Consider the following 26,599-nt stretch of genomic DNA (forward strand, 5'->3'; position numbering starts at 1 on the left):
CTGCTCGGCCAGCACCGCGGCGGGCCGGGTCGCCGCGGTGCTGGCCGAGCAGACGCGCGAGGTGGGGCTCGTCGTGCGCGGCCCCTCCCCCGGCGGCCTCGCCCCGTCCGACGTCGCCGCGGCCCTCGAGCTCCCGCTGCTCGCGTCGATGCCGCCCGAGCGCAACCTGGCCCGTGCCATGGAGCAGGGCGTGCCGCCCGGCCGCAGGCGCGGTGCGCTGAACACCGCCGCCCGGGAACTGCTCATCGCGCTCGCCGACACCGGCGCGCCCGGCCTGCGGCGGGCGTCGTGAGCGCGCTGGTCGACCGCGTCCGGGCCCGGCTCGCCGAGGACGGCCGCGAGCCCACGCCCGCCGTCGTGGCCGACGCGGTGCGCGCGGAGTCCGGCGGGGTCGCCTCGGACCTCGACGTCCTCGCGGCGCTGCGGGTGCTGCGCGAGGAGCTGGTCGGGGCGGGTCCGCTCGAGCCGTTGCTGCGCGACCCGCGCACCACGGACGTGCTGGTCTCGGGCGGCGGCACCGTGACCGTCGACCGGGGCGCCGGACTCGAGCCCGCTCCCGTCCGGCTGCCCGACGAGACGGCGGTCCGGCGGCTCGCCCAGCGCCTCGCCCTCGCGGCCGGCCGCCGCCTCGACGACGCCAGCCCCTACGTCGACGGCTGGCTCGCGGGCGGTCCCGGCGGCGCGGGTCGGGGGGTTCGGCTGCACGCCGTGCTCGCCCCCGTCGCGGTCGACGGGACCTGCCTCTCGCTGCGGGTGCTGCGCCCCGCCGTGCACGACCTCGGCTCCCTCGCCCGCCTCGGCACGCTCGAGCCGGTGGCCGAAGGGCTGCTCCGCGCGGTCGTCGCGGCCCGGCTCGCGGTGCTCGTCTCGGGCGGGACCGGCTCGGGCAAGACCACATTGCTCGCCGCCCTGCTCGGCGCGGTCGACCCGGCCGAGCGGATCCTCACCGTGGAGGACGCGCAGGAGCTCCAGCCCCGGCACCCGCAGGTCGTCCGGCTCGTGGCGCGGCCCGCGAACATCGAGGGCGCGGGCGGCGTGACCCTGCGCGACCTCCTGCGCCAGGCGTTGCGGATGCGACCGGACCGGGTCGTCGTGGGCGAGGTGCGGGGTGGGGAGGTCTGCGACCTGCTGTCGGCCCTCAACACGGGCCACGACGGCGGCGCGGGCACCGTCCACGCCAACTCGGTGCGCGAGGTCCCGGCCCGGCTCGAGGCCCTCGCCGCGCTCGGCGGGATGGAACGGGCCGCGCTGCACAGCCAGCTCGCGGCCGCGGTGCAGGTCGTGTTGCACATGCGCCGTACCCCACGCGGACGAGTGCTCGAGGCCGTCGGCGTGCTCGGACGACAGGGGGCGGAGGGGCCCGCCGAGGTCGTCGTCAGGCCCGTGTGGGAACGCGGCCGGGGCTGGACCGCCGACCGGGAACACCTCGGCCGGCTCCTCGCCGAACGCGGCGTGACCGTCCCCTGGAGCGTGCCGTGAGCGCCACGGTGCCGGTCCTGCTCGCCGCGGCCCTCGTCTGCGCCCCCGGGTCGTCGGCGGCGCGCCGGCTCCAGGTCCTCGCTCCGCTGCACACCGGCCGCGCCTACACGGTGCCCCCGCTGCGGGTCCTGCTCGTGCTCGCCGGCGCCGGGGTCGGTCTGCTGCTGGGGGGCCCGGCGGGTGGAGCGGCCGGGGCCGCAGCGGCGGAGGTCCTGCGGAGGCGGCGGGCGCGGGCCCGCGAGCGGGCGGGGGCGACCACGGCCGCGAACGAGCTGGCCGAGGCCGTGTCCCGGATCGTCGAGGAGCTCCGCAGCGGAGCGCACCCGGCGGCTGCTCTCGACGGCGCACGCGCGGACGGGCCTTTGGCTGCGGCGGCGCTCGCTCCGGCGGCAGCCGCCGCGCGCCTGGGCGACGACGTCCCGGTCGCACTCCGCCGCGGCGCCGGGGACCGCGCCGACCTGGTCGCCACCGAGCTGCGCCGCCTTGCGGGGGCGTGGTCGCTGGCCGAGCGGCACGGTGCCCCGCTCGCGGACCTCCTGTCCGGCACCCTCGCCGACCTGCGCTGGCGGCTCGCGTTCGAGGCCCGCGTCCGGGCCAGGCTCGCCGGTCCCCGCGCGACCGCTGGAGTACTGACGGCCCTGCCGGTGCTCGGGCTGGGTCTGGGCCATCTGCTCGGGGCCGACCCGCTCGGCGTGCTGCGCGGCGGCCTGCTCGGCCAGGCGCTGCTGGTCGTCGGGTCCGGGCTGCTCCTGGCCGGCCTGCTCTGGAGCGATCGGATCGCGACGGGACCGGTGACCCGATGACGGCGCTCGCTGCACCGGTGGCCGTCCCGGCCGCGTCGGGCCTCGCGGCCTCGGCTGCAGCTCTCCCCGAAGCACCTGCGGATCCTGCGGGATCACCGCACGCCGTACTGGCGACCTCGCTGGTCCTGCTCGCCCTCGCCGTGCTGGTGGGCGGTGCTCCGGGGGCGCGGGCCCGGTTGGGCGCCCTCGTGGCAACGCCCGCGGGACCGGCGGAACCGGTCGTGCCCCTCCGCCGCAGCTGGGCCGTGGTGGGCGGGCTCGCCGTGGCCGTCGTCGTCTGGACGGTGGCCGGCGGGGCCGCCGCCGGCGCGGGCGCGGTCGTCGCGGCGGTCGTCGTCGGGGCCGCCGGCGGCGTCGGCCTGCACCTCCTGGTGACGCGAGCCGCGGCACGCCCCGCCCGCAGGGCGGATGGCGCAGAGCTCGCCGCGGGCTGGGAGCTCCTGGCAACGTGCCTCGAGGCCGGCCTCCCGGTCCCCTCGGCGGCCGAGGCAGCCGCCCTGCGGATCGAGGGCGAGGTCGGCGCCGGGCTCCGTCGGGCGGCCGGGCTGCTCGAGCTCGGGTCCGCGCCGGCCGAGGCGTGGGCCGCGGTGGCCGGCGTCCCGGGCCTCGAGGCGTTCGGCCGCGCCGCCCGCCGGTCGGCCGACACCGGCGCCGGTCTGGCGCGGGTGGCGCGGTCGGAAGCGGCGCGGCTCCGCGCCGGTCTGGCCGACGCCGCCGAGGCGAAGGCCGAGCGCGCCGCCGTCCTCATCGCCGCCCCGCTCGGCGTGTGCTTCCTGCCGGCCTTCCTCGCCCTGGGCATCGCGCCGGTCGTCCTGGGCCTCGCCGGGGAGGCCCTGGCCCGATGGTGACCGTTCCCGGTGCCGCCCGGCCACCGCCGCGAGCCGGGCCCGGCCGTCCCGACTCGCCCGACTCGCCGTCCCGACACCCGATCACGACCTCCAGGAGGACCGATGTCCCTGCCCGCACTCGCCCTGCCGCGATCCGAACCGCGCCGCGGACGACGGCCCGGCCCGCGCACCGACGTCCTGCGCACCTGCCCCGAGCCCGACGCCCGGCCTGCGGGAGCGGCGGCCGAGCACGGCGTCTCGGCCGACCCCGGCCCGCCGGACCGCAGCTCGCCGCTGCGCCGCCTCCGGGCGGTCCGTCGCCGGATCGCTGTCGTCCTCCGGTCGGTCATGGTCCGGCTCACGACCGACGACCGGGGCATGTCGACGGTGGAGTACGCCATCGGAACCCTGGCGGCGGCCGCGTTCGCGGCGGTGCTCTACACCGTCATCAGCGGCGACTCGATCGTCACCGCGCTGACCCAGCTCGTGCAGCGCGCGCTGTCGGTCACCTTCTGATGCGCCGGGCCGAGCGTGGCGCGGTCACCGTGGAGGCGGCGATCGCGCTGAGCGCGCTCACCCTCGTGGTCCTCGCCGCGCTCGGCGCCGTCGCCACCGTCGCCGCCGCGGTCCGCTGCACCGACGCGGCCCGGGAGCTCGTCCGTCTCGCCGCGCGGGGCGAGGCGGACCGCGGGCGGGCGGCAGCCGCGGCGCTGGCCCCCGGCGGGGCCGTGATCGAGCTCCGCTCGACGGCGGCGGAGGTGCGCGCCGTCGTCAGCGTGGCACCCGTCGGCCCGCTCCCGATCCGGGTCAGCGGCACGGCCGTCGGCGCAGTGGAGCCCGGGGCCGTCCTCGGCCCGGAGGCGGCGGCATGAAAGCACCTCGCCGCACGGCAGCGCGGGACGCCACCCGGCCGAACGCCGAGCCGGGCCACACCGAGCCGGGCCACACCGAGCCGGGCCACACCGGGCCGAACCGCACAGGGCCGGGCCACACCGGGCCGAACTCCACCGGGCCGAACCCCACCGGGCCGCGGGACCGCGGGTCCGCCACGGTGTGGGCCGCCTTCGCGGCGGCGGCGCTCCTCGCGGTGACGGCGTTCCTCGTCGACGTCGGCGGGGCCGTGCTCGCCCGGCACCGGGCGGAAGCGGCCGCTGATCTCGCCGCCCTCGCGGCAGCCGCCGACGCCGTACAGGGGGAGCAGGTCGCCTGTGTGGCGGCCCGACGGGTCACCGACGCCATGGGAGCCGAGCTCACGCGGTGCACCCTCGACGGCTGGAACGCGCTCGTCGAGGTGCAGGTACGTCGCCCGTGGAGCCTGCTCGCCGCCGAGGCGGCGACGGGCCGCGCGCACGCCGGGCCGGTACCGGAGACGGCTCCCGCGACCCCCGGCGAGGTGCCACCGGACGACGACCCGGTGAACGGTCGGAGCGACCCGGTGAACGGTGTCACGACTCCAGCCGCCACCACCTGCAGCCGTTGGGCCGACCACTGCCCGTCGACCGGTCCGGCCACCCGCGCTCGTCGTGGCACCGGCACCGATCGGCGACCGCGTCTGGCGGGTCCTCCGTGGAGCGGGCCTACTGAACACGGCACGGCGCGGTCGACACGCACGACGGAGGCGGCACCACCGTCCACGAGCACGCTCCCCAGACCGCGGTGGGACCGAGGCGCTTCGTCGCCGACCCCCGTACGGACCCACCGCTCGCCGGCCGCCGCCGGCCGCTCCGGCCCCCGACGGGCCTGCCGGCGGCGGCCCACGACCCCGTGGCGCCGCCGCTCAGCCCGCGGCCGGATGCCGTACGAGCGCCCCGATCACCAGGTCCAGCACGCGGACCGCACCGGCCTTGTCCAGCGGGTTGTTCCCGTTGCCGCACTTCGGCGACTGCACGCACGAGGGGCACCCGGTGCGGCAGCCGCAGTCCCGGATCGTCTCGCGGGTCGCGCGCAGCCAACGCTCGAGGACGGCGTGCCCCCGCTCGGCCAGGCCGGCGCCCCCGGGGTGGCCGTCGTGGACGAACACCGTCGGCAGCCCGGTGTCCGGGTGGAGCGCGGTCGAGAGGCCGCCGATGTCCCACCGGTCGCAGATGGCGAAGAGCGGGAGCAGCCCGATCGCGGCGTGCTCGGCCGCGTGCAGTGCGCCGGGCAGCCGCGCCGGGTCGATCCCGGCGTCGGCCAGCACGGACTCGCCGATCGTGTACCAGACCGAGCGGGTCTCCAGCGTCTGCGCGGGCATCTCCAGCGGCACGGTCTCGAGCACCGTCCCGTCCGGGGTGCGGCGCTGGTAGCCGACGACCTGGCTGGTCACCCGCACGTCGCCGAAGGACACGGAGACCGGGCCGTGGTCGCTGCGCGCCCGCACGGCCACGATCTCGACGTCCGAGTTCGACCGGGCGTCGGTTCGCCAGTCGGGCTCCTCCTGGTGCACGAGCGCGACGCCGGCGTCGAGGTCCAGCTCGTCGACGACGTAGCTCTCGCCGCGGTGCAGGTAGACCGCGCCGGGATGCGCGGTGCCCGGCGCAGAGGCACCGTCGACCGTGCCGAGCATCCGCCCGGTCCCGGCCTCCACCAGGGCGACCTGCCCCAGCCCGGAGCCGCGGATGTCGACGGAGGCGGCGGGCTGCTCCCGGGTCGTCGGCCAGAACCACCCGGCCGGACGCCGGCGCAGCACCCCGTCCTCGACCAGCTCGGCGAGCACCTCCTCCGCCACTGCCCCGCCGAAGACGTCCGCCACGTCCCCCTCGGTCAAGGGCATCTCCGCGGCGGCGCACACCAGCTGGGGTGCCAGCACGTAGGGGTTGCCGGGGTCGAGCACGCAGCTCTCCACCGGCGCGCCGATGAGGGCACGCGGATGGTGCACGAGGTAGGTGTCCATCGGGTCGTCCCGCGCGACCAGCACCACGAGTGCCTCGTCGGCCGCGCGGCCGGCGCGGCCCGCCTGCTGCCAGAAGGAGGCGCGCGTCCCCGGGAAGCCGGCCACGACGACCGCGTCGAGTCCCGCGATGTCGACGCCCAGCTCGAGCGCGTTGGTCGTGGCCACGCCGAGCAGCTCGCCGCGCAGCAGCGCGCTCTCCAGGGCCCGGCGCTCCTCGGGCAGGTAGCCCCCGCGGTAGGCCGAGATCCGCGGCACCAGGTCCGGGTCGACGTCGGCGACGAGTCGCTGGGCGCCGAGCGCGGTGACCTCGGCACCGCGCCGGGAGCGGACGAACGCGAGGCTCCGGGCTCCCTCGACCACGAGGTCGGCCAGCATGCGGGAGGACTCGGTCGAGGCGGGCCTGCGGACCGGGGCCCCGTTCTCGCCGCTGAGCTCGGGCAGCAGGGGCGGTTCCCACAGCGCGACGGTCCGCCCCGCGCTGGGCGAGCCGTCCTGCGTCACCGCGCGCACCTCGCGGCCGGTCAGCCGGCAGGCGAACTCGGCCGGCCGCGCCACGGTCGCCGAGGCGAGCACGATCGTGGGTCGCGCACCGTAGCGCCGGGCGAGGCGCAGCAGGCGGCGCAGCAGCAGTGCGACGTGCGAGCCGAAGACACCGCGGTAGGTGTGGCACTCGTCGACGACCACGAACGCGAGGCGGCGCAGGAAGCCGGCCCAGCGGCCGTGCCGGGGCAGCACCGAGCGGTGCAGCATGTCCGGGTTGCTGAAGATCCAGCGCGCGTGCCGGCGGGCCCAGTCCCGCTCGTCCATCGGGGTGTCGCCGTCGAGCGCCGCGGGCCGGACGTCGGGCAGGCCGAGCTCGCGCAGGGCCCGGAGCTGGTCGGCCGCCAGGGCCTTCGTCGGCGACAGGTAGAGCGCCGTGGCGCGCGGCTCGGCGGCGAGCCGCGAGAGCACCGGCAGCTGGTAGACGAGGGACTTGCCGGACGCGGTCCCGGTCGCGACCACGACGTCCCGGCCCGTGTGGGCCAGCTCGGCGCCGTCGGCCTGGTGGCTCCACGGCCGGGTCACGCCGACCCTGCGGAACGCCTCGACAACCTCGGGCGGTGCCCACGCCGGCCAGTCGACGGCGCGCCCGGCACGGGGCGGCAGCCGTACCGCGTGGCGCAGCGGGTTCGTCGCTTCCGCAGGGTCGAACTCGTCGTCGAAGCCCTCGGCCGGCTCGGGCGGCAGCGCCCCGTCCGCCCCGAGCTCGACGACGGGCACGTCCGGGTCGACGCCCGAGCCGGCGAGCACCCGGCTCAGCAGCTCCAGCCCGCGCGCCGACCGTGGACCCGCCGCGGGGGGCACGACCGGGTCCGGCGGCCCCTCGACGAGCACCGGCCCGTCGCCCGCCCACCCGATCGCCTGGTCACGCATGTCGTCGAGGCTCGCACACGGCACCGACGGTTCGACGCACGCGCCCGTCCGGGATCCGAGGCGTGTCGGTCCCCGTCGACGGCGCACCCGACCCCATCGGCCGCTGCCGCACCGGTGACCGGACCAGGTGCCGGCAGCCGGAGTCCCGAGCGCAGTGGTGGCGGCGCGGCCCGGCGGGCGCGACCGCCCGGAGAAGCCCCGGCGCCCGGTCTCGGACGGTGTTCCGTCGGGCGCCAACGGACCTGCGGATTGCGCCGTTCGGCCGTCTGTGTCCTTGATCACCCCGCCCGATGGAGAGGTGGGGTGGTGTGGATCTCAGGTGCGACATCGGACACACTCGTAGACTGCACGCGCCCGTCGCAACGACGCGACGGAGCATGCGCTCGACGCCAGGGATGCCGTCGGAACGCGAGCCGGCCGGATCGGCCTCCCTGGCGCACACCGACGCAACAGGAGGACGGATGTCCGTGCCCGCTGTGGGCCTCGAGCTGGGCGCGGGTGATCGCGTCGTCGTCGGCGTGGTCGCCGTCGTCGCGCTCGCGGCCCTGGCCATCGGCTACATGCTGCTCCGGGAGGTACTGGCCGCCGGCCAGGGCACCAAGCGGATGCAGGAGATCGGAGAAGCGGTCCAGGAAGGCGCCCAGGCGTACCTGAAACGACAGTTCAGGACGCTCGGCATCTTCGTCGTCGTCGTGTTCCTGCTGCTGCTGGCGCTGCCTGCGGACGACCTGGGCGAACGCATCGGCCGGTCGATCTTCTTCGTGATCGGCGCGGTCTTCTCCGCCACGATCGGCTACCTCGGCATGTGGCTCGCGACCCGCGCGAACATCCGCGTGGCCGCGGCCTCGCGCGAGCCGGGCGGCCGGGAGAAGGCCACCCGCATCGCGTTCCGAACCGGCGGCGTCGTCGGCATGTTCACGGTCGGCCTCGGCCTGTTCGGCGCCGCGATCGTCGTGCTGGCCTACGCCGGCCAGGCGCCCAGGGTCCTGGAGGGCTTCGGCTTCGGCGCGGCCCTGCTGGCGATGTTCATGCGTGTCGGCGGCGGCATCTTCACCAAGGCGGCCGACGTCGGCGCCGACCTCGTCGGCAAGGTGGAGCAGGGCATCCCGGAGGACGACCCCCGCAACGCCGCCACCATCGCGGACAACGTGGGCGACAACGTCGGCGACTGCGCCGGCATGGCGGCCGACCTCTTCGAGTCCTACGCGGTGACGCTGGTCGCCGCGCTGATCCTCGGCTCGGCGGCGTTCGGCCTGCAGGGCCTGCTGTTCCCGCTGATCATCCCGGCCATCGGCGTCATCACCGCGGTCATGGGGGTCTACATCACCCGGGCCCGCCAGGGCGAGAACACCCTCAAGGCGATCAACCGCAGCTTCTACATCTCGGCGGTCTTCGCGGGCGTGCTGTCGATCATCGCGGCGTGGCTCTACCTGCCCGGAAGCTTCGCCGACCTGACCAACCCGACCGACCAGTCCGTCACCATCCTGACCCAGGACCCGCGCATCATCGCGTCGGTCGCGGTGGTCATCGGCATCGTGCTCGCGGGCGTCATCCTGTGGCTGACCGGCTACTTCACGGGCACCGAGGACAAGCCGGTGCAGGACGTCGGGCGCTCGTCCCTGACCGGCGCCGCCACGGTCATCCTGTCCGGCATCTCGATCGGCTTCGAGTCCGCGGTCTATACGGCGCTGGTGATCAGCGCGGCGGTCTACGGGGCGTTCCTGCTGTCCGGCTCGATCGTCGTCGCGCTGTTCGCCGTGGCCATGGCGGGCACCGGCCTGCTGACCACGGTCGGCGTCATCGTCGCGATGGACACCTTCGGCCCGGTCTCCGACAACGCCCAGGGCATCGCCGAGATGTCCGGCGACGTCGAGGGCGAGGGCGTCGACATCCTGACCGAGCTCGACGCCGTCGGGAACACCACGAAGGCGATCACCAAGGGCATCGCCATCGCCACCGCGGTGCTGGCGGCGACGGCGCTGTTCGGCTCGTACCGCGACGCGTTCACCCAGGCGCTCGCCAAGGCCGGGGTCGCGCTGCAGGATGCGGGCAACACGTTCAACGCGGAGGTGTTCAGCCCGAACACCCTCGTCGGCGTGATCATCGGCGCCTCCGTCGTCTTCATGTTCTCCGGGCTGGCCGTCAACGCGGTGACCCGCGCGGCGGGCGCGGTCGTCTACGAGGTGCGCCGCCAGTTCGCCAGCAAGCCGGGGATCATGGACGGCACGGACCGGCCGGAGTACGGCCGAGTGGTCGACATCTGCACCCGGGACTCGCTCCGCGAGCTGGCCACTCCCGGCCTGCTGGCGATCTTCGCCCCGATTGCGGTCGGGTTCGGCCTCGGCATCGGCCCGCTGGCCGGCTACCTGGCCGGCGCCATCGCCACCGGCACGCTGATGGCGATCTTCCTCGCCAACTCCGGCGGCGCCTGGGACAACGCCAAGAAGCTGGTCGAGGACGGCAACCACGGCGGCAAGGGCTCCGACGCCCACGAGGCGACGGTCATCGGCGACACCGTCGGCGACCCGTTCAAGGACACGGCGGGCCCGGCCATCAACCCGCTGATCAAGGTCATGAACCTGGTCTCGGTGCTGATCGCGCCGGCGGTCGTGGTGTTCACGGTCGGCCAGAGCGCCTCGGCCCCGCTCCGGATCGCGATCGCGATCGTCGCGGTGATCGTCATCGTCGCCGCGGTGACGGTGTCGAAGCGGCGCACGTCGTCGATCCAGGAGACGCCGGCGGACACCCCCGTGGCCTGATCCGGCCCAACCCCCGTGACCTGATCCGGCGCAGCCGGCCGGCCTGGTCCGGGAAGCCGGCCGGCCTGGTCCGGGAAGCCGGCCGGCCGGGCCGGTCGGCCGGCGCCGGGCCCTCTCGGCGATCCAGGAGGCCGCTCGTCCCCTTGCGGGGCGGGCGGCCTCCTGCGTGCCCGCCGGGCTCGCTACCGTCTCAGCGCCCCGGAGGGGGCCGACGGGGGGCCGGCGGACAGGGCGGACGTGGAGGACGGATGAGGATGCGGACCAGCGCCACCCGGCAGCGCGTCGCGGTGGTGGCCGCGGTCGCGGCCGGGCTGCTGCTCGCCGGGTGCGGCGGCGCGAGCGAGCAGGAGACGGTCGATTGGACGAACGGCCTGTGCAGCTCGTACGCCACCTTCCGCGAGGCGGCGGTCGTCGGCCCGCAGGCGGCCTCCGACCTGTCCGCGCAGGCGCGCAACCTGTCCACCTATCTCGGCAACACCGCGTCGTCGCTGGACACGGCGCTGGCCGACCTGGACAAGCTGGGCGCCTCGCCGGTGTCCGGCGGCGACGAGGCCGTGACGCGGTTCCGCGACCAGCTCAGCGGCTACCGCTCGGCGTTCCAGCAGGCCAGGACCCAGGTCGACGCCCTGGACCTCTCGTCGCCGACGCTGCAGCAGGACATCGAGGGCGCCGTCGCCCCGGTCCTGCAGCTGCAGGACGCGAACCAGGACCCGCTCGCGGGGCTGGACTCCGCGGTGACCGACGCGGCGACGAAGGCCCCCGCCTGCCAGAACCTCAGCCGCCTCAGCAGCCCCGCGCCCGGCGGCTGAGCAGGGCGGATCGCCCGCTCGCGTACTGTCGGTCCCCGGCCCCGCTCCCTGATCCCCTGGAGGCTCCCCGTGCCTCGGCCGTCCCGGCTCGCCGTCGCCGTGGTGCTCGGCGGGCTGCTGTCCGTCAGCGGCTGCGCGACCGTCGTCGCGGGCACCCCGACCGCCGACCCCGCGCCGCGCCCGGCGACCGGCCGCGGCGCCGACCCCGTCGTGTGGGTCGACAAGGTCTGCGGCGCGGTCCTGACGTACACCACCCCGGTGCTGGCCCAGCCGGCCTTCGACGGGGCCGACCTGCCCACGATCAAGCAGCGGCTCTCGGACTACCTGGGCGCCAGCCAGACCGGCCTCCAGCAGAGCCGGGACCAGCTCGGCGCGGTCGGGACCTCGCCGGTCGGCGGCGGCGACGACACCGTCGCACGAATCTCGTCGGGGCTGGAGAAGCTGCAGAACGACATCGGGGCCGCCAAGGCGAAGGTCGACGCCGCCGACCCTGCGAACGTCGACGCCTTCCGCGCCGCCCTCGACGAGACCAACACCAACCTCAAGCAGCTCACGGCGCCCGACGCGCTCGGCGACCTCAAGACCTCGCCGCGCCTCGACAAGGCCGCCCAGCAGGCGGGCAACTGCACCAAGCTCGCCGCCGTCCCGGGCGCTGCACCCCGGTAGCCCGGCGCACGCCCGCGATCCGGCGCACGCCCGCCGGCCCGCGTGTCGGCCCGGCGTGTCGGCCGCCGGTCGGGCGAACCCGGCGCGCCGCGCGATCAACTCTCGAACAGATGTTCTAGGGTGCGCGACGTGTCCCAGCTCTCGCTGTTCTCCGCGGACGCCCGGCCGTCGCGGCTCGGCGATCTCGCCGGGCTGCTGTGCGGGCCGGCCCGGATCACCCGCTTCGGCGCCGGGGACACCGCGCGGATCAGCCTCCAGGTGCCCGACGCGGGGCGGGCGGCCGCCGTGCGGGCCGCGGCGGCGCCGTTCGGCATCCCGTTCGAGCTCGGCGAGCGGACCTGCGCGGGTCGCGAGCTGCGCACCGCCTACCGCCGCGACCTCGCCGGCCTCGCCCGGGCCTGGACGGGCCGGGACCGGGGCAAGACCGTCCCGGCGGGCTTCCAGCTCGACGGCACGGCGTTGCGGCTCTGGGTGCTCGCCTGCGGCCGCCCGGACGGGCGCGGGGGTTACGTCCTGCCGCTCGACGGCACCGCCCCCGGCACGCACGACGCGCTGATCGCCGCCACGACCCGCCTGGGCCTGCCGCCCGCCCGGATCGTGCTCCCACCCTGCGAGGCGTGCCGGGAGCGCGCCGCAGCGGCCTCTGCGGCCCGGGAAGGGGCCGACACGACGTCCGCCGCCAGTCCCGACACCCGGACCGATACCGGGGCCGACCCCGAGGCCGACCCCGAGGCCGCTGTCGAGACGCGCACCGGGATGTACACCGAGTCCGACATCGGGACGGACCCGCCGACCGACCCGGCCGGCCCTCCCCGGGCCACGGACCCGCCCGCACCACCCCACCGCCCGTCGTCGCCGTCCCCGACCCGCCCGACGCCTGCGCTCCTCCTCACGAACGGCACCACCGCCCTCGACCTGGCACCGTTGCCGGCGGAGCCCGCGCCGGCGCACTGCCGGAGCCACCATCTCGCCCTCGTCCCCGCCCCCGCGCCGGAATGCCCGGCGGCCGGGCCGGCGTTACGGATCACAGGGGCGCGGCGCCTGCAGCGTCTCGTGGAGCTGGTCGGCTCCGCGCCCGAGGATGTGGACACCGCCGAATGGCCCAGGCACTGGGCGCGACCCGGGGCTTGACCCGCGGGCTAGGCTCCTCCGGTCGCCCCTCCGGTCGCGACGCGGTGTGACGGATGCGACATGCTCGGTCGATGTGCGACCGTGGCGGCGGGGCCCGGCTGTGGAGCAATACTGTCGGCCCCGGGGGTGAAGGAGAGTGACGCGGTGACCGGAGGTAACGGTCGATCGCGTCGCCCCGAACGAGACGCCCGGAAGTCGGACGCGGACCGGTGCGTGACCGGCGACGCGGCCGGAGGGATGGAGTAGGACCAACGTGGCAACCCGAACGACGAGCACCGACACCGACGCGCCTGCCGAGGGCAACGGCACGGCCGCCGGCACCCGCACGCGCCGCAGCGCGTCCGGCGGAGGGCGCCGCAACGGGAACGGCACGGCCACGTCCGCCGGCGGGCGCGTGCGCCGCCTGGTGATCGTCGAGTCCCCCACCAAGGCCAAGAAGATCCAGCCCTACCTGGGCAACGACTACGTCGTCGAGTCGTCGGTCGGGCACATCCGGGACCTGCCGCGCGGCGCGGCGGACGTCCCGGCCAAGTACAAGGGCGAGTCGTGGGCGCGGCTCGGGGTCGACGTCGACAACGAGTTCCACCCGCTCTACATCGTCACGCCGGAGAAGAAGTCGAAGGTCTCCGAGCTCAAGGACCTGCTCAAGGACGCCGACGAGCTCCTCCTCGCCACGGACCCCGACCGCGAGGGCGAGGCCATCGCCTGGCACCTGCTGGACACGCTGCGCCCGAAGATCCCGGTGCGCCGGATGGTCTTCCACGAGATCACCGAGCCGGCGATCCGCGCCGCCGCGGAGAACACCCGCGAGCTCGACCAGGACCTGGTCGACGCGCAGGAGACCCGCCGCATCCTCGACCGGCTCTACGGCTATGAGGTCTCCCCCGTGCTGTGGAAGAAGGTCATGCCGAAGCTCTCGGCGGGCCGCGTGCAGTCGGTGGCGACCCGGCTGATCGTGGAGCGCGAGCGCGAGCGGATGGCGTTCGTCTCGGCGGGCTACTGGGACATCGCCGCAACCATGGACGCGGGCGCCGAGGCGACCCCGCGCCAGTTCGGCTCGCGGCTGATCTCCGTCGACGGCAGCCGGGTCGCGGCGGGCCGCGACTTCGGGCCGGACGGCAAGCTCAAGAACACCGACGTGACGGTGCTCGACGAGGCGAGCGCCCGTCGACTGGCCGAGTCGCTCGAGGGCCGGGACCTGACCGTCGCCTCGGTCGAGTCGAAGCCGTACACCCGGCGGCCCTACGCGCCGTTCATGACGTCGACGCTGCAGCAGGAAGCGGGCCGCAAGCTGCGCTTCTCCGCGGAGCGCACGATGCGCGGCGCCCAGCGGCTGTACGAGAACGGCTACATCACCTACATGCGTACGGACTCGACCACGCTGTCCGAGTCCGCGATCCAGGCCGCCCGGGCGCAGGCCCGCGAGCTGTACGGCGACTCGTACGTCGCGCCGTCGCCGCGGCAGTACACCCGCAAGGTGAAGAACGCCCAGGAGGCCCACGAGGCGATCCGGCCCGCCGGCGACACCTTCCGCACCCCGGGCGAGATCGCCCGCGAGGTCGACGGGGACGACTTCCGCCTCTACGAGCTGATCTGGCAGCGTACCGTCGCCTCGCAGATGGCCGACGCCCGCGGCACCACGGTCTCCGTGCGGGTCAACGGCACCGCGGCGACCGGCGAGGACGTCGTGTTCGCCAGCTCCGGCCGCACGATCACCTTCCCGGGCTTCCTCAAGGCGTACGTCGAGACGATCGAGGAGGGCTCGGGCGGCCAGGCCGACGACGCGGAGTCCCGGCTGCCGCAGCTCACCGAGGGCCAGGCCCTCACGGCCGCCGAGCTCACCCCCGAGGGCCACTCGACGAACCCGCCGGCCCGCTTCACCGAGCCCAGCCTGGTGAGCAAGCTCGAGGAGCTGGGGATCGGCCGGCCGTCGACGTACGCGTCGATCATCAAGACGATCCAGGACCGCGGGTACGTCTGGAAGAAGGGCTCGGCGCTCGTGCCCTCGTGGGTGGCGTTCGCCGTCGTCGGGCTGCTGGAGCACCACTTCGGCCGGCTCGTCGACTACGACTTCACCGCCGCGATGGAGGACGAGCTCGACGCCATCTCGTCGGGCAACCTCACCCGCAACGCCTGGCTGACCGGCTTCTACTTCGGCGACGGAGGGGGCTCGGAGGGCTCGGTGGCGAAGGCGGGCGGGCTGAAGAAGCTCGTCGGCGTGAACCTCGAGGAGATCGACGCCCGGGAGATCAACTCGATCCCGCTGTTCACCGACTCGCAGGGCCGCGAGGCCGTGGTGCGGGTCGGGCGGTACGGCCCGTACATGGAGCGGCCGACCGGCGAGGTCGACGCCGAGGGCAAGCCCAAGACCCAGCGCGCCAACCTGCCCGAGGACCTGCCGCCGGACGAGCTCACCGAGGAGATCGCCGAGCAGCTGTTCTCGGTGCCGCAGGAGGGTCGTTCGCTGGGCACGGACCCGGTGACGGGGAACGAGATCGTCGCCAAGGACGGGCGATACGGACCGTTCGTCACCGAGCTCCTGCCCGAGGACGACACCGCTACGGCGAAGAAGACCAAGGCCAAGCCACGCACCGGCTCGCTCTTCAAGGACATGTCCCTGGAGACGGTCACCCTCGACGAGGCCCTCAAGCTGCTCTCCCTGCCGCGCCTGGTCGGCACCGACCCGGAGTCCGGCGAGGAGATCACGGCGCAGAACGGCCGGTACGGGCCCTACCTGAAGAAGGGCACCGACTCGCGCTCGCTGACGAGCGAGGACCAGCTGTTCACCGTCACGCTCGACGAGGCGGTGGAGATCTACAAGCAGCCCAAGCAGCGCGGCCGGCGCACCGCCGCCGCCACCCCGCCGCTGCGCGAGCTCGGCGAGGACGCCTCGACCGGCAAGAAGATGGTGATCAAGGACGGCCGCTTCGGCCCTTACGTCACCGACGGCGAGACCAACGCCTCGCTCCGCAAGGGCGACTCGGTCGAGGAGATCACGGACGAGCGCGCCTCCGAGCTGCTCGCCGAGCGCCGCGCCAAGGCCCCCGCCAAGAAGAAGGCGCCCGCCCGCAGGACCACCGCGAAGAAGGCTCCCGCCAAGTAGCCCGCACACGAACGGCGCTCCGCTCGGATCCGACGAGCGGGAGCGCCGTTCGTGCAGTCAGGCCAGCAGGGACTTCACCGCGGCGGAGAGGCGCTTGCCGTCGGCGCGGCCCTGGGCGGCGGCCTGCGCCTTCTTCATGACCTGCCCCATCTGCCGCGGGCCGGGCTGCTCACCGGTCTCGGCGGCGACGTCGGCCACCGCCTGCTGTGCGAGGGCGGCCAGCTCGTCGTCGCCCAGCTGCTGGGGGAGGTAGCGGGCCAGGACCTCGCCCTCGGCGGTCTCCTGGGCGGCCAGTTCCTCGCGGCCGGCGGCGGCGAAGGCCTCGGCGGACTCGGCCCGCTTCTTGGCCTCCTTGCGGATCACGCCGAGCACCTCGTCGTCGGACAGCTCCCGGTGGGCCTCGCCCGCGACCTCGGCGTTGCCGATCGCGGTCAGGGTCATCCGCAGGGTGCCCTTGACCAGCTCGTCGCGGGCCTTCATCGCCGCGGTGAGGTCCTTGCGCAGCTGCTCCTTGAGGGTGCTCACGGGCGTGACGCTAGTCGACGGCCCGCTCCCCGTACCCTGGGATACGTGAACAGCCTCGCTCGTCTGGCCATCGGCGCCGTCACCACGGGCGCCGCGGGGATCGCCTACTCGGCGGGCTACGAGCGACGTCGGTGGACCCTGCGCGAGGCCACCGTGCCGGTCCTGCCGGAGGGCAGCCGGCCGTTGACGATCCTGCACGTCTCCGACCTGCACCTCACGCCGGGCCAGGAGAGCAAGAAGCGCTGGGTCGCCGAGCTGGCCGCGCTGGACCCGGACCTCGTCGTCGACACCGGGGACAACCTGGCGCACCCGCGGGCGGTGCCCGGCGTGCTCGCCGCGCTGGGCCCGCTGCTGGACAAGCCGGGCCTGTTCGTGTTCGGCAGCAACGACTACTTCGGCCCCACCCCCAAGAACCCCGCCCGCTACCTGCGCAGCTCCGACCGCCGGATCCACGGCGAGCCGCTGCCGTGGCGGGACCTGCGGGCGGCGTTCGTCGAGCGCGGGTGGCAGGACGCGACGCACCAGCGGCTGTTCCTCGACGTCGACGGCCGGCGGATCGGCGTCGTCGGGGTCGACGACCCGCACCTGTCGCTGGACCGCTACGACAGCGTCTCCGGCCCGATGACGGCCGACCTGCGCCTCGGTCTGACCCACTCGCCCGAGCCGCGGGTGCTCGACGGGATGGCGGCCGACGGCGTCGACCTCGTCCTGGCCGGGCACACGCACGGTGGCCAGCTGCGGCTGCCCGGGTACGGGGCCATCGTGACGAACTGCGGGATCGACCGTTCCCGGGCACGCGGGGCCTCCCGGTGGGGCGCCCACAGCTGGCTGCACGTGTCGGCCGGGATGGGCACCTCGCCGTACGCCCCGGTCCGCTTCGCGTGCCCGCCGGAGGCCAGTCTGCTGACCCTGGTGCCGCGGCCGGCCGGGTCCGGCGCCGCAAGGACCACCCCCGCGCGGGCCGCCGGAACCGTCAGGTAGAGTTCACCACGGCTCGCAGGGAGATCGTGGGCCCTCGGGGTGTGGCGCAGCTTGGTAGCGCGCTTCGTTCGGGACGAAGAGGTCGCAGGTTCAAATCCTGTCACCCCGACCAGAAATCGAAGGCCCAGGTCAGCAGACCTGGGCCTTCGTCGTTCTCCGGTTGGTGTTGACCTGAAGTCCGGTCGAGCTCCTAGTTTCGGCCGCATGACCGAGATCTTCCGGGTGGACCGGTTCCGCGTCCCGCCGGCGGCCCGCGACGAGTTCTGGCGCAACGTCCGCCGCACCCATGCCGTCCTGCGCGACCAGCCCGGGTTCGTCGACGACGCCCTGCTGGAGTCGGGCACCGACGTCGTGACCATCGTCCGCTGGGCCTCCGCCGACGCGCTGCCCGGAGCCCGGGCGGCGGCGCAGGCAGCACACGAGGCGAGGGGCTTCGACCCCGTCTCCTTCTTCGCCACGGCAGGGATCGAGGCCGACCTGGGCACCTACACCGCCGTCTGAGGGTGGGCATCGGGATGAGTCCGCCGCCCGGGGCGTGGTGACGGGCATTCAGGCGGAGCGCGCACGTTCGTGGGCAGCGGCGTGTGGCGTGCGACGAGTGGTCGACGTCTCAGGTCGACGGCTGACCGAGGCCTACCAGGGCTCCGAACCGAGGCGCTCAATGGCTCCTGACCTGCGACGATGGACGATACTTCGAATCTTTGTTCGACTACGATCGGGGGCATGGACGCTGGGCCGGTCGGAACCGCGCGCGAACGCCTCCACCAGGCGATCGCGCAGCTGGTCGATGCCGCCGGACCCACCGCCGCGGCCGACGATGTGATCGACGCGCTGCGGGTGTGCGAGGAGGCCCGCCGCACCTTGGACCGGGTCGTGGTCGACGCCACCGCCGACCTGCAGCGGCGCGGGGTGTTCGCCGAGCGCGGCTACCGCTCCCCCACCGGCGCGCTGAGCGACCTGCTCGGGTGGGAACGCTTTGAAGCCCGCCGGCGGGTGATCGCCGCCGAGTCCGTGTGCGCACAGGTCGGGCTCGACGGCGCGGCCCTGCCCGCCCGGCTCCCCGCCACCGCGACCGTGTTCGCCTCCGGCGAGGCCGGGCTGCGCCACGTGGAGGTCATCGCCCGGCTGCTCGACGCCGGCCCCGCCCGGCGGCTGTCGCCGGAGACCTGGGCCGGCGCCGAGGTCCAACTCGCCGCCAACGCCGGCGCCTACACCCCGAGTGAGCTGCACACCTGGGGCACCCAACTGATCGAACTCCTCGACCAGGACGGGCCCGAACCCGACGACTCGCCGCCCGCGCAGGTCAACGAACTGCGGATCTCCCGCTTCCGCACCCGCCCCGGCGGCAAACTCACCGGCCGCTACGACGACGCCGCCCTGTTCGACGCGATCGCCGCCGCCGTCGACGCCGGCGCCGCCCCCCGCGACCCCGACGACCAGCGCACCGCGGCCGAACGCCAGGCCGAGGCGCTCGCCGAGGTCTGCGCCCAGGTGCTGGCTCGCGGGCGGCTGCCCGAGACCGGCGGGCGCCGCCCCCAACTCACCGTCGCCGTGCGCCTGGAGGACCTGGAACGCCGCGCAGCGAGCGCGTCCCTGGAGTTCGGCGGCCAACTCACCCCGCAGACCCTGCGGCAGTTGGCCTGCGACGCCGCGGTCATCCCGGTCGTGCTCGACGGCACCGGGGTCCCGCTCGACATCGGCCGCCTCTCCCGCGCCGTCCCCGACGGACTCCGCCGCGCCGTCACCACCCGCGGCAACGGCTGCGCGTTCCCCGGCTGCGACCGCCCACCCTCCTGGTGCGAAATCCACCACGTCCAAGAATGGCAACACGGCGGCCCCACCGCGCTGGGCAACCTGGTGATGCTGTGCGCGGTCCACCATCGGCTGATCCACCACTCGCACTGGGAAGTCCGCATCCTCGACGGCCTGCCGGAGTTCATTCCCCCCAGCTGGATCGACCTCACCCGCACACCCCGCCGACGACCACCACCCCTCCTCCAGCCCGTGGGGTGAGACCCTCGGGCGCGACTACCCATCCCGCACTCGGTGAGATGGGTAGCCACCGACGCCGGATGGGCAGTCCTCGCCGACGAGGCGGCGGGGTGACGTGGCGCACGCTCGACGGGCTACAGCACCGAGGAGGACCGCCATGTTCACCACCGCACTCTGCCCCCGTTGCACGGCCATCGTCACGGTCCGGTCCGAGCACGGGATCGACACGTACCGTTGCCGCGGCTGCGGCGCGGGATCACCGGCCACGACGGGTCGCGTGATCGATCTGAGCGAACGCCGCGCGCGCCGACAACTCCGAGCCGTCGCGGACCCCGCCGGCCCGCAGCCTGAGACCGCCGCCGCGCCGCCTCACCTCGGCCCGCGGTACACCGCCAGCTCACCACTCGCCCGCCGCCACACCGCCACCTCACCCACCCGTGCGCCGGTACCGCGCCACACTCCGCCGGCGGTGCCGTGCCGCACCCCCGCCCGCCCCGGGAGGGACACCTCCCGGGGCCGTCAAAGATCAGGATCAGCCCAGCGCGTCGGCGGGCGTGAACTTCTCGCGGTGGATGTGAACTTCTCGCGGTGGATGTGCCGCGGGGCCATGCGGCGGCGCTTGAAGGCCTTCACCCCCGCCTCGACCATGGCGGGCGGCCCGCAGAGCCAGCCCGACCAGCCGCGGGCGCTGGGGACGTCCTCGACGAAGGCGTCCGTCGGGAAGCCCGAGCGGTGCTCCGCCGCGGGCTCGTCGGAGAGCACCGGCACGAACCGGAAGTTCGGGTGCTCCTCGGCGAGCTCGGCGAAGCGGTCGCCGTCGTAGAGGTCCGCCGTCCCCCGCACCCCGTGGTAGAGCAGCACCTCGCGCGCGGGGTGCCGGGCCAGCGCGGTGCGGGCGATCCCGACGAGCGGGGCGAGGCCGGTGCCGCCGCCGATGAGGACCATCGGGCCGCCGTCGTCGTCGGACTCGGGCAGGAGGTGGAAGTCGCCCAGCGGGCCGGTCGCCACCACCTCGTCGCCGACGGCGAGGCCGTCGAAGAGCCAGCCGTCGGTCGCCACCCCGCCCGGCACACGCCGGACATGCAGCTCCAGCACCTTGTCCTCGTCGGCGGTGTTGGCCAGCGAGTACTGCCGTCGCGCCCCCGACCCGGGGACGACGAACTCGACGTACTGCCCCGCCGAGAAGGCCAGCGGCTCCGCCAGCCCGAGCAGCACCCGTCGGGTGTCGCGGGCGATGTCCGCGACCTCCAGCACCGTCGCGGTCAGGTCCCGCAGCGGGTGGGTGGTCCGGTCGCCGGACCCGCCCACCTCGACGTCGGACACCGGGCGGGCCTGGCACGCCAGCGCCATGCCGGCCGCCCGCTCCTCGGTGGTGAGGGTGTCGAACGGCGAGTCGCGGTGGTCGACCTCCCCGCCGACGACCTGCAGCTTGCACGTGCCGCAGGTCCCCTGGTTGCAGGAGTTCGGCATCCACAGCCCGGCGCGCAGGCAGGCGTCGAGCAGGCTCTGGTCGGGGGCGCACTCGACCCGGCGACCGCCGACGGTCACCGCGAAGCCCATCTCAGACCTCCCAGGTGACGTGCAGGCTCGTCGGTCCGCGGAAGCCCCAGCCCCAGAACTCCACGCCCTCGCCGGTATCGCGCTCGAGGTTCGGGATCGCCTCGAACAGCTCCTCCATCGCGATCCGCATGACGTGGTTGGCGAAGTAGATGCCGGCGCACGCATGGCTGCCGGCGCCGAAGGCCAGGTGCGGCAGCGGCGGGCGGTGCAGGTCGTAGGTCGACGGCGCCTCGTAGACACCCGTGTCGTGGTTGGCCGAGCCGTACGACAGCATCACCGGGGTGCCCGCGGGGACGTCGACGCCTGCGATGGTGACGTCCTTCGTCGAGATGCGCGCGGTGGCCGACCAGATCGGCGAGGTCCAGCGCATGCCCTCGGAGATCGCGCGCGGGATGAGCACCGGGTCGTCGACGACCTGCTCGAGCTGCTCGGGCCGGCTGAAGAGGCCGACGAGCGTGGAGGCCATGCCGTGACCGGGCTCCTGCATCGCGCCGAGCAGGTAGACGTAGATCGTCGGGTAGATGTACTCCCGGTCGCGGGTCTGCCCGGGCGGCATGCCGTCGTGCAGCCAGTGCGAGATCGCGCTGTCGTCCGGCTCCTCGATCCACTTGTCGATCAGCGGGTCGACGATCGCGCGGATCTCGGCCTTCGCCTCGTCGCCCTCACGGAAGCCCTCGGGGTTGGCGAACTCGCCGTCCTCGGTCATCGCGGCGTTGGTGAACGAGCGGTTCAGCTTGGCGAACCACTCCCGCAGCTTGTCCGAGTCGACCGACTGCAGGCCGAGGAGGTCGCCGAGGGAGCGCACGCTGACCGGCTCGCAGTACTGCGCGACCAGCTCGGCGCGCCCGTCGTTCTCGAACTGCTCCAGGTAGCGGCGCGCGATCGGGCGGACCAGGTCGTCGATCCAGCGGTCCACCTCGACGGGCTGCAGCGCAGGCTCGACCATCGACCGCAGGTCGGCGTGGACGTCGCCGTTCACGCCGATGATCGCCGGGTGGCCGAACGTGCGCCCGCCGGCCGGGGTGATCACGCCCTCGAAGTCCGGGCTCGTCGCCACCTCGCGGCACACCTCGGCGGTGGAGGCGACGTACGACCCGAGCACCGGCACGTAGGCCAGCGGCGCCTCGGCGCGCAGCCGCTCGTACGTCCGGTAGGGGTGGCGCTCGAGCTCGGTCATGGTGACGTCGTCGAGCCAGGACAGATCGGGCTTCTCGGTGGTCGTCATCGACCGTCTCCTCCACAGCGTCGTCCGGGGACGGAACGGGAAGGTAGGTCGCGACGACGGGCCCGGCGACACTCCTCGCGCGGGTCCGGTACGGATCGCGCGGCGGGTTCGTGAGGTCACTCTCAGGTACGCTCGCCGCATGTCCGCACGGCGTCGTGCAGCTCCCCGGGACTGGGACCAGGCGTCCCGGGCGGTGGCGCAGGCGTACTTCCCGCACGAGCTGCAGCTGCTCGGCGGCGGCCGGGAGCCGCGCCTCACGCTACACACGCTCGATCTGGGCGCCGTGCTCGTCGGACACGTGGGCTGGGGCGCCGACGTCCGGATCGCGTGCGACTACCCGGGCTCGTACGAGATCAACCTGCCGCTGACCGGGCACCTGGAGAGCCGCGGCCGGCACGGGCCGGTCGTCTCGCTGCCCGGGCAGGCCACGGTGTTCCGCGCCGACACGCCCTCGCTGATCAGCCACTGGGACAGCACGTGCACCGTCCTGGGCGTGAAGTTCGACCAGGCCTGGCTCGACCGGGAGGCCGAACGCGTGCTGGGTGCGGACCGGGTGACGGTCCGGAGCCTGCTGCCGGACCAGCTGGACCTGGGGGCCGGCCCGGGGCGGGCGTGGCGCCAGCTCGTCGGGAGCCTGGCCGCGCACCTGCACGATCCCGAGCTGTTCGGCGGCTGCGGTCCGGTGAGGGACCAGCTGGCCGGGGCGATCGCCGCCGGTTTCCTCCTGGCGAGCTGCCCGGGCGCGGGAACAGGGTCGCCGGCGCGGCCGCGGACCGTCGGGCGGGTGGTCGACCAGCTGCACGACGACCCGGGCCGGGCCTGGACCGCGGGCGAGATGGCGGCCGTCGCGGGCACCAGCGTGCGACGGCTGCAGGAGGGCTTCCGGGAGTGGGTCGGCTGTACGCCGACGGAGTACCTCACCGGTGTCCGGCTGCAGCGCGCCCGCGCCGACCTGCTCGCCGATGCCACTCTGACCACGAGCGAGGCGGCCGCGCGGTGGGGGTTCTCCAGTGCGAGCCGCTTCGCCGCCGCCTACCGCCGCCGCTACGGGCACCCGCCCTCGCAGGCCCGCGGCTAGAGCTCGCCGGTCTCCAGCAGCGTCTTCAGGTCGGCGAGGAGCCGCGGCCAGCCCTGCGCCACCATCTCGGCGACCCGGCTGCCGGGGTCGAAGTCCGCGTGCACGACCGTCAGCCTGACGACGTCGCCCTCCGGCTCGATCTCGAAGGCCACGCGCGAGCGGCGCTCGGCCGCGATGCGGGCGAGGGTCTCCTCGTCGATCCCCGCGGCCGCCGCCCACTCCGGTGTGAAGGTGTGCCAGGTGTAGGCGAGCCGGCGCGGCGGGTCCGCCTCCAGCACGACCTGCTCGGGGTCGACGGTCTCGCGGCCGTTCTCCTCCCAGACCATCGGGGCGCCCTTGCGCCATTCGGTCCGGAAGGCCACGCCCCAGTACCGGCGGGTGAAGGCCGGGTCGGTGAGGGCCTCCCAGAGGCGTTCGGGCGTGGTCCGCACGTAGGTGGTGTAGGTGAACTCGGTCGGTGACACGGGTGCTCCCTCCAGCGCCTCCCGCAGGTCGGACAGCGCCCGCACGCGCTCGCGGGCGTACCGGCCGATCCAGCGCTCGGCGATCAGGTCGATGGGTGCGGCGTCGAGGTGGTGCAGCTTCTCGCGCCCCTGGCGCCGGGTCGTGACGAGACCGGCGGCCTCCAGCACCGCGAGGTGCTTGGTCACCGCCTGCCGGCTCATGTCGAGCCCCGCGCACAGCTCGCGCAGGGTCTGCCCGTTGCGCAGCCGCAGGCGGTCCAGGAGCGCACGGCGGTGCGGATCGGCGAGCGCGCGGAACACCTCGTCCATCCCCACCTCCTCGGGCAACCCGGAGGTTGCCTTTTATAGGCAACCAAGCGGTTGCCTGTCAAGGATGAAGAAGGGGCGGACCCCGCGGGCCCGCCCCTTCGACGACGCCGGTCAGCCCTTCTCGGCCAGCTCCTTCTCGTACTTCGCGGTCATGTGGTCGACGGCCGCGAGCTGGGTCGCGGCGTGCTCCTCACGGGTGTCGAGCGCCCGCTTCTTCGCCGCGAGCGTGCTCTCGGCCTGGCCCTGGAAGTGCGGGAAGACCTGCTGGGCGATGAGCTCGTAGGAGCGCTTGGTGGCCTCCGGGTTGGCCCAGTCGTGCCCCATCAGCAGCATGCAGCCGAAACCGCCGTTGCTCTGGTCCCACAGCCGCTGGACCTGCGCGCGGGCGTCCTCGACGGTGCCGATCGCGCCGATCCCGGCTTCGTTGACGAAGTCGATCATGCCCTTGATGTCCGTCGAGTCGCCGACGTCCATCTGCGGGAAGGCGGCGACCTTCTGGAAGTAGTTGAACCAGGGCACGATGCCGAACTCGACGTCGCGGTACGCCTGTTCCTTGGTCTCGGCGATGTGCATCAGCCCGACGAGCCGCCAGCCCGAGCGGTCCGGCGTCGGCTGGCCGAAGTGCGCGGCCCGCTCCTCGACGACGCTCCAGTGGTGGGCCAGGGCGTCGAACCCGTCCTGGGTGAGCGTGGCGCCGATGGACAGCAGTCCGGTGCCGTGCCGGCCGGCGAGCCGCGGGCCGGTGGGCGAGGCGACCGCGGCGACGGCGATGTCGAAGCGCGGGTCGGTGAAGGGGCGCAGCTGCAGCTGGGCGTCGATCAGGTTGTGGGTCTTCGTCTGCTGCGTGACGGACTCGCCGGCGAGCAGCCGCATGATGATGTCGAGGTTGACGTCGAGCAGCTCGCGCGTGTCGGTCGGGTTGAGCCCGATCATCGCCGAGTCGGTGGGCAGCGAGCCCGGGCCGACGCCCAGCATCGTCCGGCCGCGGGTCAGGTGGTCGAGCATGACCATGCGGTCCGCCACCCACAGCGGGTTGTGGTAGGCGATCGAGGTCACGCCCGTGCCGAGCTTGATGTTCCGGGTCCGCTCGGCCGCGGCCGCGATGAAGATCTCCGGCGACGCGATGATCTCGCTGCCCGCGGAGTGGTGCTCGCCGATCCAGGCCTCGTCGTAGCCGAGCCGGTCGAGGTGCGTGACGAACTCGAGGTCGCGCTGCAGGGCGAGCGTCGGGTTCTGCCCGGGCACGTGGAAGGGGGCGAGGAAGGTGCCGAACCGCAGTCGGGTCACGGGTTGCTCCTGATCGTCGTCGATCCTCACTGCTCGCACCGCGCAGGGAGGCGCGGGGAGGGGCACCGCCATCGTGGGGCGCGCCACCTGCCGCGCCGTGTCCGAAAACGGGACACCCGTGGGTCACCCGAGCAGCGGCAGCCCCCTTGACCAGCTTCGCGACCCGGTTGCGCGGGCCGACCACGCTCACGGCGCAGTACTCGATCTCCTGCGACGGGGGTCGCGGCGAGGGTCTCCAGGTACTCGCGTAGACGCGTCCGCTGGGCGGCGGCGGGCATGTCGGCCACGAACACGTCGTCCGATCCCCGGCGCGCTCGCGCAGCCGGGGTCCGGCCGGTGCCGGCGCTGATCGCCGTCCGTGTCCGTCCGCCCTCGCGTCGCACCATCGAGGGGTTCCGCAACTGGGTCACGCGACTGCCGGAGATCCTCGGCGTCTCGTGACGACGGGGGCCGAGGACTTCCTCCTGCACGTCGCGGTGCCGGAGAAGCAGGCCCTGTACTCCCTGGTCATCGAGACGCTCACCGAGCGCGCCGAGATCGCCGACGTGCGCACCTCGGTGGTCCACGAGCACATCGTGGGCGACGTCATAGCGTGACCGACACGATGGACACCCGTTCCAGACGGGTGTCTTGATCACCTACTACTGTCGCCGCCCATGGGACATCGCGAGGACCTGCTGGACGGCGCCGCCGACTGCCTGTACGAGAAGGGCTTCGGCCGGACGACCGCGCGGGACGTCGTCGCCGTCTCCGGCACGAACCTCGCCTCGATCGGCTACCACTTCGGCTCGAAGGAGGCCCTGCTCACCGAGGCCGCGGTGCGGGGTGCCGCGGACTGGGCCGAGGCCCTCGACCGCGCCCTCGCCCAGGTCGACCCGACCGCCTCCCCGGAGGAGCGGGTGGCGCAGACCTGGACCGCCGTGGTGGACCTGTTCACCCGCGAGCGACGGCTGTGGGTGACCTACGTCGAGTCCCTCGCCGAGTCGGCGCGCTCGCCGCGGCTGCACGACGCACTGGTGGGCGCGCAGCACCGGACCCGCGAGGAGCTGGCCTCGATGTTCCACGCGCTGCCCGACGACCCGGCCGAGGCCGACCACCGCACCCGGGTGCTCGGCGGCTTCTACCAGGCGCTGCTCACCGGGCTGATGGTGCAGTGGGTCGTCGACCCGGAGGCCGCCCCGACCGGCGCGGACGTGGCCGAGGCGATCGGGATGCTCGTCGGCTCGCCGGAGCTGGCCGCCCACTGACGACGCCCACCGACGACGCCCACCGACGACGCCCACTGACGACGCCCATTGAGCGGCATCACTGGTTAC

22 protein-coding genes, 1 tRNA gene and 2 pseudogenes are annotated in these 26,599 nt (G+C 74.5%); 19 read left to right on the forward strand and 6 right to left on the reverse strand.

Annotated elements, in window-relative coordinates; all coding sequences use genetic code 11:
• The 7 genes and pseudogenes from LWC33_RS30195 to LWC33_RS30225 form a co-directional block, all read left to right on the forward strand.
• A pseudogene (locus tag LWC33_RS30195) lies at window positions 1-292 on the forward strand (septum site-determining protein Ssd); the annotation flags it as partial.
• Window positions 289-1,479: a TadA family conjugal transfer-associated ATPase gene (locus LWC33_RS30200; RefSeq protein WP_233308083.1), complete on the forward strand. Its 1,191-nt coding sequence runs from the start codon at window positions 289-291 to the stop codon at window positions 1,477-1,479. The pseudogene LWC33_RS30195 and the gene LWC33_RS30200, both read left to right, overlap by 4 nt.
• On the forward strand, window positions 1,476-2,282 hold the full coding sequence (locus LWC33_RS30205; protein ID WP_233308084.1) for a type II secretion system F family protein: 807 nt from the start codon (window positions 1,476-1,478) through the stop codon (window positions 2,280-2,282). The genes LWC33_RS30200 and LWC33_RS30205 overlap by 4 nt, the downstream gene beginning before the upstream one ends.
• On the forward strand, window positions 2,279-3,130 hold the full coding sequence (locus tag LWC33_RS30210) for a type II secretion system F family protein (protein WP_233308085.1): 852 nt from the start codon (window positions 2,279-2,281) through the stop codon (window positions 3,128-3,130). Before LWC33_RS30205 ends, LWC33_RS30210 begins: the two co-directional genes overlap by 4 nt.
• Window positions 3,131-3,232: 102 nt before the next feature.
• Window positions 3,233-3,625 carry a DUF4244 domain-containing protein gene (locus tag LWC33_RS36325; RefSeq protein ID WP_308191027.1) on the forward strand — a complete coding sequence of 131 codons (393 nt, stop codon included), beginning with the start codon at window positions 3,233-3,235 and terminating at the stop codon, window positions 3,623-3,625.
• Window positions 3,625-3,981, forward strand: a complete 357-nt coding sequence (locus tag LWC33_RS30220) for a TadE family type IV pilus minor pilin (protein WP_233308086.1) — start codon at window positions 3,625-3,627, stop codon at window positions 3,979-3,981. The genes LWC33_RS36325 and LWC33_RS30220 overlap by 1 nt, the downstream gene beginning before the upstream one ends.
• Window positions 3,978-4,409 (forward strand): annotated as a pseudogene (locus tag LWC33_RS30225) (Rv3654c family TadE-like protein); the annotation flags it as partial. The gene LWC33_RS30220 and the pseudogene LWC33_RS30225, both read left to right, overlap by 4 nt.
• A 477-nt stretch (window positions 4,410-4,886) precedes the next feature.
• Here the strand turns inward: LWC33_RS30225 and sftH are convergent.
• Window positions 4,887-7,394, reverse strand: a complete 2,508-nt coding sequence (gene sftH, locus LWC33_RS30230; protein WP_233308087.1) for a DEAD/DEAH box helicase — start codon at window positions 7,392-7,394, stop codon at window positions 4,887-4,889.
• 461 nt (window positions 7,395-7,855) lie between these two features.
• Here sftH and LWC33_RS30235 point away from each other — a divergent pair, with 461 nt between their 5' ends.
• The 5 genes from LWC33_RS30235 (at window position 7,856) to topA (ending at window position 15,862) form a co-directional block, all read left to right on the forward strand.
• Window positions 7,856-10,153 (forward strand): sodium-translocating pyrophosphatase, encoded by a 2,298-nt coding sequence (locus tag LWC33_RS30235; protein WP_233308088.1) that lies wholly within the window; start codon window positions 7,856-7,858, stop codon window positions 10,151-10,153.
• A 248-nt stretch (window positions 10,154-10,401) separates the two neighbouring features.
• Window positions 10,402-10,962 carry a hypothetical protein gene (locus LWC33_RS30240; protein WP_233308089.1) on the forward strand — a complete coding sequence of 187 codons (561 nt, stop codon included), beginning with the start codon at window positions 10,402-10,404 and terminating at the stop codon, window positions 10,960-10,962.
• A gap of 69 nt (window positions 10,963-11,031) precedes the next feature.
• Window positions 11,032-11,628 carry a hypothetical protein gene (locus tag LWC33_RS30245; protein WP_233308090.1) on the forward strand — a complete coding sequence of 199 codons (597 nt, stop codon included), beginning with the start codon at window positions 11,032-11,034 and terminating at the stop codon, window positions 11,626-11,628.
• A 129-nt stretch (window positions 11,629-11,757) separates the two neighbouring features.
• The gene (locus LWC33_RS30250) at window positions 11,758-12,759 is read left to right on the forward strand and encodes a hypothetical protein (protein ID WP_233308091.1); all 1,002 of its coding nucleotides are present in this window, start codon (window positions 11,758-11,760) and stop codon (window positions 12,757-12,759) included.
• Between the two features lie 253 nt (window positions 12,760-13,012).
• Window positions 13,013-15,862, forward strand: coding sequence for a type I DNA topoisomerase (gene topA / locus LWC33_RS30255; RefSeq protein ID WP_372476720.1), 2,850 nt, complete (start codon window positions 13,013-13,015; stop codon window positions 15,860-15,862).
• A gap of 57 nt (window positions 15,863-15,919) precedes the next feature.
• Here topA and LWC33_RS30260 read toward each other — a convergent pair whose 3' ends face one another.
• Window positions 15,920-16,387, reverse strand: a complete 468-nt coding sequence (locus LWC33_RS30260) for a GatB/YqeY domain-containing protein (protein WP_233308092.1) — start codon at window positions 16,385-16,387, stop codon at window positions 15,920-15,922.
• 45 nt (window positions 16,388-16,432) lie between these two features.
• Here LWC33_RS30260 and LWC33_RS30265 point away from each other — a divergent pair, with 45 nt between their 5' ends.
• The 4 genes from LWC33_RS30265 (at window position 16,433) to LWC33_RS30280 (ending at window position 19,381) form a co-directional block, all read left to right on the forward strand.
• A complete protein-coding gene (locus tag LWC33_RS30265) occupies window positions 16,433-17,368 on the forward strand; it encodes a metallophosphoesterase (protein ID WP_233308093.1) in 936 nt (311 codons plus the stop codon).
• Between the two features lie 35 nt (window positions 17,369-17,403).
• Window positions 17,404-17,480, forward strand: a tRNA-Pro gene (locus tag LWC33_RS30270).
• Window positions 17,481-17,572: 92 nt separating this feature from the next.
• Complete coding sequence (locus tag LWC33_RS30275) at window positions 17,573-17,869, forward strand: antibiotic biosynthesis monooxygenase family protein (protein ID WP_233308094.1); 297 nt, start codon at window positions 17,573-17,575, stop codon at window positions 17,867-17,869.
• 222 nt (window positions 17,870-18,091) lie between these two features.
• Window positions 18,092-19,381 carry an HNH endonuclease signature motif containing protein gene (locus tag LWC33_RS30280; RefSeq protein WP_233308095.1) on the forward strand — a complete coding sequence of 430 codons (1,290 nt, stop codon included), beginning with the start codon at window positions 18,092-18,094 and terminating at the stop codon, window positions 19,379-19,381.
• A 498-nt stretch (window positions 19,382-19,879) separates the two neighbouring features.
• Here LWC33_RS30280 and LWC33_RS30285 read toward each other — a convergent pair whose 3' ends face one another.
• Window positions 19,880-20,920, reverse strand: coding sequence for a 2Fe-2S iron-sulfur cluster-binding protein (locus tag LWC33_RS30285; protein WP_233308096.1), 1,041 nt, complete (start codon window positions 20,918-20,920; stop codon window positions 19,880-19,882).
• A gap of 1 nt (window position 20,921) precedes the next feature.
• The gene (locus LWC33_RS30290; protein ID WP_233308097.1) at window positions 20,922-22,145 is read right to left on the reverse strand and encodes a cytochrome P450; all 1,224 of its coding nucleotides are present in this window, start codon (window positions 22,143-22,145) and stop codon (window positions 20,922-20,924) included.
• A 139-nt stretch (window positions 22,146-22,284) separates the two neighbouring features.
• On the opposite strand from LWC33_RS30290, the gene LWC33_RS30295 reads away from it, so the two are divergent.
• Window positions 22,285-23,223 (forward strand): AraC family transcriptional regulator, encoded by a 939-nt coding sequence (locus LWC33_RS30295; RefSeq protein WP_233308098.1) that lies wholly within the window; start codon window positions 22,285-22,287, stop codon window positions 23,221-23,223.
• Here the strand turns inward: LWC33_RS30295 and LWC33_RS30300 are convergent.
• Together LWC33_RS30300 and LWC33_RS30305 are read right to left on the reverse strand one after the other, a co-directional pair.
• Complete coding sequence (locus tag LWC33_RS30300; protein WP_233308099.1) at window positions 23,220-23,996, reverse strand: ArsR/SmtB family transcription factor; 777 nt, start codon at window positions 23,994-23,996, stop codon at window positions 23,220-23,222. The genes LWC33_RS30295 and LWC33_RS30300 overlap by 4 nt on opposite strands.
• Before the next feature lie 111 nt (window positions 23,997-24,107).
• Window positions 24,108-25,283, reverse strand: coding sequence for an LLM class flavin-dependent oxidoreductase (locus LWC33_RS30305; protein ID WP_233308100.1), 1,176 nt, complete (start codon window positions 25,281-25,283; stop codon window positions 24,108-24,110).
• Window positions 25,284-25,720: 437 nt separating this feature from the next.
• Here LWC33_RS30305 and LWC33_RS30310 point away from each other — a divergent pair, with 437 nt between their 5' ends.
• Both LWC33_RS30310 and LWC33_RS30315 read left to right on the forward strand, forming a co-directional pair.
• Window positions 25,721-25,879, forward strand: a complete 159-nt coding sequence (locus LWC33_RS30310) for an Lrp/AsnC ligand binding domain-containing protein (RefSeq protein WP_233308101.1) — start codon at window positions 25,721-25,723, stop codon at window positions 25,877-25,879.
• A gap of 60 nt (window positions 25,880-25,939) precedes the next feature.
• Entirely contained in the window at window positions 25,940-26,530 is a 591-nt protein-coding gene (locus tag LWC33_RS30315; protein ID WP_232875511.1) for a TetR/AcrR family transcriptional regulator, read from the forward strand.
• Window positions 26,531-26,599 lie beyond the last annotated feature (69 nt).

The sequence above is a fragment of the Pseudonocardia terrae genome (genome assembly GCF_021343995.1).
Taxonomy (GTDB): domain Bacteria; phylum Actinomycetota; class Actinomycetes; order Mycobacteriales; family Pseudonocardiaceae; genus Pseudonocardia; species Pseudonocardia terrae.

Bases quoted from the DNA above. Each gene is read 5' to 3' on its own strand.
- LWC33_RS30210 (WP_233308085.1), top strand. From the start codon at position 2,279: ATGACGGCGCTCGCTGCACCGGTGGCCGTCCCGGCCGCGTCGGGCCTC.
- LWC33_RS36325 (WP_308191027.1), top strand. From the start codon at position 3,233: ATGTCCCTGCCCGCACTCGCCCTGCCGCGATCCGAACCGCGCCGCGGA.
- LWC33_RS30220 (WP_233308086.1), top strand. From the start codon at position 3,625: ATGCGCCGGGCCGAGCGTGGCGCGGTCACCGTGGAGGCGGCGATCGCG.
- sftH (WP_233308087.1), bottom strand. From the start codon at position 7,394: ATGCGTGACCAGGCGATCGGGTGGGCGGGCGACGGGCCGGTGCTCGTC.
- LWC33_RS30235 (WP_233308088.1), top strand. From the start codon at position 7,856: ATGTCCGTGCCCGCTGTGGGCCTCGAGCTGGGCGCGGGTGATCGCGTC.
- LWC33_RS30240 (WP_233308089.1), top strand. From the start codon at position 10,402: ATGAGGATGCGGACCAGCGCCACCCGGCAGCGCGTCGCGGTGGTGGCC.
- LWC33_RS30275 (WP_233308094.1), top strand. From the start codon at position 17,573: ATGACCGAGATCTTCCGGGTGGACCGGTTCCGCGTCCCGCCGGCGGCC.
- LWC33_RS30280 (WP_233308095.1), top strand. From the start codon at position 18,092: ATGGACGCTGGGCCGGTCGGAACCGCGCGCGAACGCCTCCACCAGGCG.
- LWC33_RS30285 (WP_233308096.1), bottom strand. From the start codon at position 20,920: ATGGGCTTCGCGGTGACCGTCGGCGGTCGCCGGGTCGAGTGCGCCCCC.
- LWC33_RS30290 (WP_233308097.1), bottom strand. From the start codon at position 22,145: ATGACGACCACCGAGAAGCCCGATCTGTCCTGGCTCGACGACGTCACC.
- LWC33_RS30295 (WP_233308098.1), top strand. From the start codon at position 22,285: ATGTCCGCACGGCGTCGTGCAGCTCCCCGGGACTGGGACCAGGCGTCC.
- LWC33_RS30300 (WP_233308099.1), bottom strand. From the start codon at position 23,996: ATGGACGAGGTGTTCCGCGCGCTCGCCGATCCGCACCGCCGTGCGCTC.
- LWC33_RS30315 (WP_232875511.1), top strand. From the start codon at position 25,940: ATGGGACATCGCGAGGACCTGCTGGACGGCGCCGCCGACTGCCTGTAC.